This is a genomic window from Rivularia sp. UHCC 0363, assembly GCF_034931125.1.
In the GTDB taxonomy this organism is placed as follows: domain Bacteria; phylum Cyanobacteriota; class Cyanobacteriia; order Cyanobacteriales; family Nostocaceae; genus Rivularia.
In genome coordinates, this window is record NZ_JAYGHM010000052.1 from 38,609 (window position 1) to 48,645 (window position 10,037).

At 37.5% G+C, this 10,037-nt stretch carries 8 protein-coding genes; 6 read left to right on the forward strand and 2 right to left on the reverse strand.

Translation table 11 applies throughout. The features are described 5' to 3' along the window. Positions 1 to 86: 86 nt before the first annotated feature. Positions 87 to 2,480 (reverse strand): 3'-5' exonuclease, encoded by a 2,394-nt coding sequence (locus tag VB797_RS24790; RefSeq protein WP_323240415.1) that lies wholly within the window; start codon positions 2,478 to 2,480, stop codon positions 87 to 89. A gap of 600 nt (positions 2,481 to 3,080) precedes the next feature. Here VB797_RS24790 and VB797_RS24795 point away from each other — a divergent pair. The 4 genes from VB797_RS24795 (at position 3,081) to VB797_RS24810 (ending at position 7,819) form a co-directional block, all read left to right on the forward strand. After that, positions 3,081 to 5,300 (forward strand): amino acid permease, encoded by a 2,220-nt coding sequence (locus tag VB797_RS24795; RefSeq protein ID WP_323240416.1) that lies wholly within the window; start codon positions 3,081 to 3,083, stop codon positions 5,298 to 5,300. Positions 5,301 to 5,722: 422 nt separating this feature from the next. After that, positions 5,723 to 5,992 carry a hypothetical protein gene (locus VB797_RS24800; RefSeq protein WP_323240417.1) on the forward strand — a complete coding sequence of 90 codons (270 nt, stop codon included), beginning with the start codon at positions 5,723 to 5,725 and terminating at the stop codon, positions 5,990 to 5,992. A gap of 162 nt (positions 5,993 to 6,154) precedes the next feature. Then, positions 6,155 to 7,393, forward strand: a complete 1,239-nt coding sequence (locus tag VB797_RS24805; protein ID WP_323240418.1) for a transposase — start codon at positions 6,155 to 6,157, stop codon at positions 7,391 to 7,393. An 18-nt stretch (positions 7,394 to 7,411) separates the two neighbouring features. Beyond that, complete coding sequence (locus tag VB797_RS24810) at positions 7,412 to 7,819, forward strand: peptidoglycan-binding protein (RefSeq protein ID WP_323240419.1); 408 nt, start codon at positions 7,412 to 7,414, stop codon at positions 7,817 to 7,819. A 104-nt stretch (positions 7,820 to 7,923) separates the two neighbouring features. Here the strand turns inward: VB797_RS24810 and VB797_RS24815 are convergent, their stop codons facing one another. Then, entirely contained in the window at positions 7,924 to 8,910 is a 987-nt protein-coding gene (locus VB797_RS24815; protein WP_323240420.1) for an S-layer homology domain-containing protein, read from the reverse strand. Positions 8,911 to 9,159: 249 nt separating this feature from the next. Between VB797_RS24815 and VB797_RS24820 the strand changes: the two genes are divergently transcribed. Then, on the forward strand, positions 9,160 to 9,660 hold the full coding sequence (locus VB797_RS24820) for an Rpn family recombination-promoting nuclease/putative transposase (RefSeq protein ID WP_323240421.1): 501 nt from the start codon (positions 9,160 to 9,162) through the stop codon (positions 9,658 to 9,660). Further along, positions 9,657 to 9,968: a hypothetical protein gene (locus tag VB797_RS24825; RefSeq protein WP_323240422.1), complete on the forward strand. Its 312-nt coding sequence runs from the start codon at positions 9,657 to 9,659 to the stop codon at positions 9,966 to 9,968. Before VB797_RS24820 ends, VB797_RS24825 begins: the two co-directional genes overlap by 4 nt. Positions 9,969 to 10,037 lie beyond the last annotated feature (69 nt).

Here is a 10,037-nt window from a genome sequence, read left to right on the forward strand (position 1 = left end):
CCCTAATAAATTCGGATCTAGCTTTCTGATTTGATGAAATTTAGCAAGTCCTTCTAGTTCCATAATCCTTTCTCTTGTACTTTTACTTATGCTGTTGGTTCACCAAAACCAAACATATTAAACAGCCAGTGATACCATTCGGGTTTATTTATAAAAACCTTTAAAGCTGACTCTAAATCAACATCCAAATCTCTATTTTGGATATCAATAATTAATTTATAAGTTAGTTCCAAGTGAATTCTATCCGACTTAGAAAAGAAAATAAATTTTCCATTATGAGAATTTTTTAGCTGACTTATCTTTTCTTTAGCGACAGCACCTTTAATTTCAGTTAAGCGCTCATCCCGGAATAAACTAAAGCTGTCTTTGGGGTGCAAGCATACTAACTCGTTGAAATTACCAATTCGACTAGTAAAAGACTGATTAGGAGATACTTGCAGAAAACCCAGTACATAGTTTTGACGCTCGGTTTCAATCACAATATGCTCTGGTAAAACTCGTTTTCCTAACTTATATAAAGTCAATTTAATCGGTTTGATATTATTGAAAGCTTCAGCAATAGTCTTGAGTTTACCGATATCATCCGAATCAGAAATAATCGGCAGTTTATGATATTGCGCTTCCAAATAAGCTTTTTGCTTGGTTAAATACTCAATTACATATTTTTCTATTCGCTTTTCATTATCTTCAACTTCAGGAACAAGCTTTTTTACCAGGTCTTCCATGTCAACTGAACCCGGGGTCTGAATTTCCCGTACAATACCCAGTAATGCTTGTTTAAATAGCTGTTGCTCGGAAGCTAAAATTCGTAACTGCTGTTCTATTTTTTCATTACCGTCTAACTTCCGAACATTTTCCTTTATAGAAGGTAAAGGAATTTGACAAACCCGATAATTATAGTATTCAGCGGCTCGGTTCAAAACCGCACGTACAGATTTTTGTTCGAGAATATCCTCTAAATCTTCAGCTAAAAATATTTTTTCTAAAGGAATATTTATAGTTTGCAGCTTGACTTTGAGAATAGATAAAAGTTCGTTTTCTTGCGGTCTTTGTAACTGAATTTGATACTGAGATACTCGACCAATAATTGAGTTATCAAAAGTATGTTGAAACTGTTCCCAGCGGTCGGGAAACATATTTAGGATAATCAAGCTATTAGGAACGTGGGTGAAAATTTCCTTAATAGTCTCTCCAAACTGGTGCAATATCTCCTTATTTTGGGGAAGTCCCAATCCTTCCAACTGGTCGAAAATAATAATTAAAGGTTGATCGAGGATAGATAATTTACCTAAAACCGAAATAGCTTCTAAAGAAAATTGTTCTAAGCTAAGGTTTTCTTGCCAATTTGGTAAACCAACTTTTTCTGCTTCCTCTGTTGATAAAGCCTGACCTGCTAGCCAACGTGTAGCAATATTTTTGTAATTATAATCAGTGTAGCTACAATATTTAATAATTCCCCTAAGAATTGAGAAAGCAAAACCACCAGCAGAGTAATTTTTGTCCCACCACTCATTGATTCTTTTTTGAATTTGCTGCCAGTATACTGCTTTAGTATAAGTTCCTTCTCCTCCAAGAGCATCTACATTGTCATCCTTTAGTGCTTTGAGAATTTCTTCGTCTTTTTTGGTGAGATTTGAGAGATCAGCAACAATTTTATCAAAGCTATTAATAATTAGATAATCTAATTGAGTAAATGTTCCAACTCGCTCGACTAAAGACTCTAAAATGCGGCTGTAAATATGGTACAGCACAGACGAAGAATTGTTAGGCTGACGGATAAAAAGCAACCGATTACTTGATAATCGCGCTTTTGTTAATCGCATCATCAAATGAGTCTTTCCCGAACCTGGTTCTCCTATTACTACCGCTCCTTTGCTTTGATGATTGTCATCGAGTTCAATGTTTTTTAATATTGACTCAAGGGTAATAAATTGTTGGTGATAGGTATCGAAGTCATCGGGGTGATTTTGAAAAGGGGTATCAACTCGACTACTGCTAAATGGATTTGGTTGTTCTTTTAATTGGTCTAACATTAACTGTCGATAAAGGTAATAGGTAAACTCTGCATCATACCGGGCAGAATGCGCCATGTCCCGGATAAAGTAGCGGTTATTAACCCGTAAATTTAAATATTTACTGAGATATTCTAAAGAGTAGCTTTCCAGCCCTAACCAATGATTTTTTGCTTTTATACAAGTGCAATCAAACTCCAAAGGAGGAACTTTCAAACCCGCTTTATCGAAGCTGAATTTAAGTACTTCAATATCGTGTTTAGCATAGTGGCAAACTATTTTCTTCCCTTGAACAATTTCTAAAAAGTCGGATAATAAACTCTTTAAACTTTTGAGGTTAGGTAAATGAGAACCATTATTAGCATGGTCGCGAGAAAACCCTTCGTAGATTACCCGTCCCTGACTATCTATAATTGCCAGTTCGCTTAATTCTGGTTTACCTTCGGTATCAATAACTACATAGTCCATATAAAATTATCATAAGCATAATTTGCCAAAACTCACATACTTTATACTAATAATAAATATAAATTCTTGTAGACATTACTAAGTATTCATTCATACCTATAAAGAGTATTTTGCGCTTAAATCCTTTGCAAGCGATCGCCGATCTAAAGATATTTATACTGTCTAAGAAAAATCTGAATTTTTATCTCCCGATTTATTAGTCATAATCATTGATAGAACTAAGTAATTGCTAGTTCCCAAAATATACACGGATTTCATGGTATTAAAAAATACTTTAATACTCAGAATAATTTAAATTAACAAATATTGCTATACGTATATACGTAATAAGTTTATTGCTACTTGCCATCACATGGAGCATAGAAAATATGTATATCTTTTAACAGTACCCATTGGGGTAGTATTAATAGTAGATTCAGATATTTGCAGATGGTAATATATTGATTATCCGATCAATTCTCCCCATCTCCCCATCTCCCCATCCCCTTGTCCCCCCATCCCTTCCCATGTAGCACTTAACAGTTGAATATCTTTTGATTCAGCCTAAAATAAAACGACTGTGAAAATACTAGGTGACTGTACCAGGAGTATCTATCGAAGATGAAGTTTTTATTTAAGCAGGATTCACCTGAAGTACAAGATGATGCCTCGAAATCAGTCGAAGCCAAAGCTCCTGGTTTAGGGACATTTGGTGGAGTTTACACGCCCTCAATTTTAACAATTTTGGGCGTAATTATGTATTTGCGGTTTGGCTGGGTTGTCGGGAATGTGGGGTTGGTGGGTTCTCTTGTCATTGTCACCCTCGCTACATCAATTACTTTGCTGACTTCTTTGTCAGTTTGCGCGATCGCCACCGATAAAGTGGTGCGGGTGGGTGGTGCTTACTATATGATTAGCCGCTGTTTGGGTATTGAAGTCGGGGGTGCGGTGGGCATTTCTCTTTACTTTGCCCAAGCACTTTCTATTGCACTTTACACCATCGGTTTTGCTGAAAGTGTAGTCCAAGTTTTTGGCAGCCTCAATCAAACTTATGTCGCTCTAATTACAACTATTTTAGTGGCAATTTTAGCTGTGACTTCTGCGGAAGTTGCAGTCAAGGCACAATACGTAATTATGGGGGCGATTGTTCTGTCGCTAGTGTGCTTAATATTCGGCGGTTCTATCCCAAATGTCACACCCCAAGGATGGGATGTACCCGCTAACGGTGAACCTTTTTGGGGAGTGTTCGCGGTGTTCTTCCCTGCCGTTACTGGTATCATGTCCGGGGTAAGTATGTCCGGGGATTTACGCGATCCTAGCCGTTCCATCCCTACTGGTACTTTAGCAGCAGTCGGTACAGGATACGTTGTTTACATGATTTTGCCGCTAATAATTGCCATGCGTGCCGATACCGCAACCTTAATTACCGAACCCTTGGTGATGAAAATGATGTCTCTATGGGGTCCAGCGATTTTATTGGGGGTGTGGGGGGCAACTTTATCGAGTGCTTTGGGTAGTATTTTAGCTGCACCCCGCGTTTTGCAAGCTTTAGCAAGGGATGGAATTTTACCGCGCTGGATGTCTTTTTTAGGTAGAGGTAGCGGTGAAGCTGACGAACCACGGATGGGGACTTGGGTTACTTTGGGTGTGGCAGTTGCAGCGGTATGCATCGGCGATTTAAACTTGATCGCGCCAGTGTTGACAATGTTTTTTCTGACTACATACTTAGTATTAAATCTTTCGGCAACTATCGAAGGAGTATTGCAAAGTCCTTCATTTAGACCCAGCTTTAAAGTGCATTGGCTTTGGTCTTTGCTAGGCGGAATTGGTTGTTTAGCAGTAATGCTTCTGATCAACGCAGTTGCTACGATAGTTGCGGCTGCGATCGTTTTGGGCATATTCTTTTGGCTGCAAAAACGTGAATTAACGACTACTTGGGGAGATGTGCGTCAGGGAATCTGGATGGCATTACTCCGCACAGGAATTTTTCAAATTAGTGGAGTTGAAGATACCAAAAATTGGCGACCGAATGTTTTAGTATTTTCCGGTTCTCCTAGTAAACGCTGGTCGCTGATTCAATTAGCTTATGCTCTGACTCACAAACGAGGTTTTATTACCGTATCAAGCGTTTTGTCAAGTGGTACGCGAGACTTAGCACGACAAAGCCAGTTGGAAAATGCAATTCGCAATCAGCTTAAAAAGCAGCAGGTGCAAGCATTAGTTCGCGTGGTCACAGCATTAGATCCCTTTGAAGGAATGCTGCAACTTGTGGAAGCCTATGGATTAGGTCAGTTAGTACCTAATACTATATTATTAGGAGACAGTGAAGATGCAACCAGACGCGACCAATACTGTAACGCGATCGCACAACTCCACCAAGCCAACCGCAGCGTGATGATTTTGCGGGAAAATTCCGAATTAGGATTTGGACAGTTTCGCCGCATAGATATATGGTGGGGAGGAATGCAAGACAATGGGGGCTTAATGTTGTTGCTTGCTCATATGTTGCGATCGACAATTGAATGGCGCGATGCTCAAATATATATCAAGTTGGTTGTTCCCAGTCAAGCAGGGGCAAAAAATGCAGAAGCCGACATTAACGCTATCTTGAGTAAATTTCGCATATCCGCCATACCCGAAGTGATAATAGCAGCTAATCGTTCCTTTGAAACCGTTTTACATGAATCTTCTCAAAATGCAGACATGATATTTCTGGGAATGGCAACTCCGACAAATCGAAGTTTCACTGAATATTATCAACAAATGCACGCCCGTACTAACAACCTGCCAACAATTATGTACGTTATGGCTGCACCTGATTTTGCTTTCGGTGAAATTTGAACTAAATATCCGCGTCATTTTTCCATAAATATAAACTCGGTATTCGTTGGAAGTATCGGGTTTTCTCTGTATTCGTCGATTAATAAATTAGATTTAATATATCAAGTTGATATCACAATTATTTCTTTAGTTAGAACTTAAACTAATAATAATTCTAACCGAAGACCCATACGATATTAAAATGTTTGGTTCTATAATAAGATTAAATTCAAAATCTAGCTTGCTAGAACAAAACAAAACTAGACGAGATCAAAGCAATCTTTACAAGAATTGCAAATAAACCAAAAACTAAATAAATCTTTTTGCTAGTGATTAGTGTAAAACCAAACCAAATTAAAAAATCAAAAATTTAATTAGCCAACAAATAGATTTATTAAATCCCGATATCAAAAAATATTCAGATCGAAATAAAGGAATAAATAATGAATAACAAAATTGCAAAAATCGTTCTTTTCCCATTAACTATAGTTAGTGCGATCGCAGTAGCTACCGTACCTTTTAATAGACCAGTAATGGGACAAATAAGGGCAGTCGCAGATGGTAATATGACTGAATATTCACCAGTTTCTGCACCAGTATTAAAACGTGGTACAAGGTCACAAGCCGTTAAAGACGTTCAATTATTATTGAATCAAAATAAATTTTACCTGAAACAGCAAGAAGGCTCACACCTACCCGAAGGGAGGTGTTGAGATGAATTGCGCGTGAGTTGAGGAGTGTGGTCTGACCACATTTGAGCGCAGCGAAAACCGGAAAGACCACAACGACGAAACGAATAAAATATTCTCTTTTTTAGTTGCATAGCCAGTCAAATATATGTTACCGTGAATTCATAAACACGGTAAGGTCGAACCATGTATAGAGCAATTAAAGTTAGAATTTATCCGAGTGTTGAGCAAGAATCCTATCTAGCTCAATGTTTTGGAAATACTCGATGGTTATGGAATTATATGCTGTCGGCCACTACTGTCGCGTATAAAGAAACTGGTAAGGGTCTTTCTAAAGCAGCTATGGATAAGTTGCTTCCAGGGTTGAAAAAGGAATATGAATGGTTAGGACTTGCATACAGCCAAGTATTGCAACGAGTCACATTCAATCTTTCTAGTGCGTTTGTCAATTTTTTTGAGGGTCGTACTAAATACCCTAACTTTAAATCTAAACATGGAAAACAATCGATTCAATACCCCCAAAACGTGAAATTAATACCAGAGGATTCTGTGATTAAGTTTCCCGGTAATTTGGGATTAATGAAAACTGTGTTTCACAAGAAACTTCCCGATGCAAAGTTCACAACTGTAACAATATCAAGAAATGCAGACGGTAAATACTACGCTTCTATCCTTTCTAATCAAGACAACACACCAGTAGTAGCAATTAGAGACGCTATTGGAGTTGACTTAGGATTAAAGAATTTTGCTATAACTTCAGAGGGTTCAAAATATGATCTTCCCAAGAAGCAATTGGTGAAATTAGAAAAGAATAGAAAGCGCAAACAGAAAAAACTAGCTAAAAAAACAGATAAAACTTCTAATAAACGTCGTAAAGCAAAACGTTTAGTTGCAAAAGTTTCCAGTAAAATAGCTAGATTTCGCGAAGATTTTCTACACAAGCTATCTCGCAAAATAGCATACGAAAACCAAGTTATTTGTGTAGAAGATTTGGCAGTTAAGAATATGGTTAAAAATCCTAACTTGGCAAAAGCTATTAGTGACTCTTGTTGGGGGATGTTTTTAACCATGCTTAAATACAAAGCTGAGAGATTTGGTCATACTCCTATAGAAATAGGTCGTTTCTTTCCATCTTCTCAACTTTGTAGTGAAACTCTACTACCAATCCCAATGCTGCAACATGGTTATGATTCATTGGGTGTGAGGTTTGTAGATTGTCCACACTGCCAAAAACAGCATGATAGAGACATTAATGCTGCAATAAATATTAAAAATGAAGGATTGCGACTTTGGGCGTTAGGAACTAGCGCTTCTGCCCTTGGAGGGGATGTAAGACCAAAGTCTTCTGGACGTAAAAAATCCATGAAGTCCGAGGCAATCCCCTGTGAATTGGGAAGCCTACACTGTACCGCAAGGTCAGTGTAGGTAGTTCACTACGGTAAAATGGATGGTATATACGGACCGAGAATGTATTCATCTGTAATAACTTTCCAAAGGTCTAGAAACTTACCTGCTACTGGTGTTATCAATTCCAAAACTTGGGAAGCACTAATAGATTTGGATAAACGTAAATCACCTACAAGCTTTGCATATTTAGGTAAATATTCACCAGCTTCTGCACCTATGTTACGCATTGGTAGTCGAGGACAAGCCGTGAGAGACGTACAAACATTCCTCAAACAGCAGAGATTTTACGTTGGACAAGTCGATGGTATTTATGGACGTTCAACTGCTGCTGCGGTAAAATCTTTTCAGCAAAATCGAGCTAAATTAAGAGCAGATGGAATTGTTGGTAGCAGCACCTGGCAAGCGATGATTAACGATAAGAAAGGTCCTTTCGCGATTAATTAATCGGCGGAATATTTGTTAATTCATAACGCACCGTTGATATAACGGTGCGTTACTACTTTAGGATTATTTGATGCTGTGATCTGCCCTACAAATAATTTTGAGCCTTATTTGTTTTCTCCAACTTTCACAATATATTTAGCAGCCGGTGAATTGTTAGAAATTTGAGGTACTTTCCCTTGAGCAGCCATTGTTTGATAAACTAAAGCCGCTGTTTCTCCACGACTAATAGCTTGATTAGGATTGAGAATGTTAGTGTTGGGATAGTTTACAACAATATTTCGTGTGGTTGCTGCTGCAACTCTGGGAACAGCATTTTCAGGAATTTTATCAGCATCTTTATAAGCTTTTTGAACGATAGCTGCTGCTGTTAACGGTGCTGTGGCTGTAGTAGTTTCTTTGGGATTATTCGCCGGTGTATTAGCCGCAGTTGGATTATTTCCAACATTATTATTCATCGGTTGGGTGATTCTAGCAGCATTAGCTCTTTGAATAAGTAAAGGCTGCATCAAAGAAGTAATCCCGATTGGTAACATCAAACGGGTTCTTTTTTTCGCAGTCGGTCTTCTTCTAATATATGGAGGAACAATCGCAGGACTATTTGTTGTAACCGTGGAAGCTGAAGGCTGGTAAGTTAAATCTAAGCCTTTCGTTAAAGCATTAATTGCTTCTAACTTGCTAACTTCTTGACGGGGACGGAATAAATCTTGATTACCGGATAAAAATCCTTCTTCTACAGATTTTTCGATTGCTTGACTTGCCCAATAACCTTGAGGAACATCTTTATATGCAGAACCGCTTTTAATATCCTTTTCCTTTGGTTGATCAAAAGCTTTACGAATTATCGCCGCAAATTCATCTCTATCCAATGCTTGTTTTGGTCTATATTTACCGTCGGGATATCCAGTTATGATATTCCTTTCCGCTAAACCTTTAATAAATGGTTGCGCCCAATAATCAGGTGCTACATCGGGAAATGATGATTGTGGAGAGGATTGAGCATTACTTATTAACGGAATGCCTACAGCACCGATCGCCAAACCTACTGTTATTATAGATGCGCCTATAATCGGAAAGTGTCGTAAGGTATTCATAATATCCTCAAATAATTATATTGCCGTATTTTATATACTAAGCTGTTAACTCTAGATAATTTATCCATCTGGCGATATAAAATTGAGATTTTATAGAAATAAATTATAAATTTAAGATTTGGTATTTTTTGTAATATTTTTTATAGTTAAATAAATTTTTATTTCTTAAAACAATAACTTGAACTTATTAAGAGTATGTATTTTAACTTGATATAAATAGATAAAAGCAGCATCAAATTGGGGTGTATAATGGTTGACCACGATCGATTATTTAAAGAGTTAATTTCAACGTTTTTTATAGAATTTCTCGAATTATTTCTGCCAGATGTTTTAAAAGATATTGATCGAGATACGATTCAATTTTTACCGCAAGAAATTTTAACAGATGTAACTTCTGGAGATAAAAAAACGATTGATTTGCTCGCACGGGTAAAGTATCGGCAGCAAGATACTTTCTTTTTAATTCACGTTGAAGCGCAATCTTACAGTCAAGCTATTTTAACAAAGCGGATATTTCAGTATTTTGCGCGACTTCACGAAAAATACGATTTACCCGTTTATCCGGTGGTAATATTTTCCTTCGATGAACCAAAACGCCCAGAGCCGACCAATTACAGCGTTACTTTTCCCAGCTTAGATGTATTGCAATTCAACTTTGCGGCAATTCAGTTAAATCAATTGAGTTGGAGAGATTATTTAACGCAACGAAATCCAGTTGCTGCGGCTTTAATGTCGAAGATGAATGTTTGAGATTATTACTTACTTTACAATTAGACCCGGCGCGAATGCAATTGATTTCTGGTTTTGTGGATACTTATTTACGATTGAATGCCGAAGAAAAGCAAGTGTTTGAAACCACTATCGATAGAATGGGGTTAACTGATGATGAGCAGGAGGAATATATGGAAATTGTAACTAGCTGGGCAATAGAAAAAGCTGAAAAAATAGCGATAAACTTGTTGCGGAAAGGGATGACAGTAGAAGATATTGCAGAAGCAACTGAGTTAACTGTAGAGCGGGTACGGGAATTACAAACACAATCACAAAAGGGGAATTAAGATTGGTGCGTGACGCTAAAACAAGACGTATAACTTAAATATATATATAAATGTCAAAGCGTCACACAC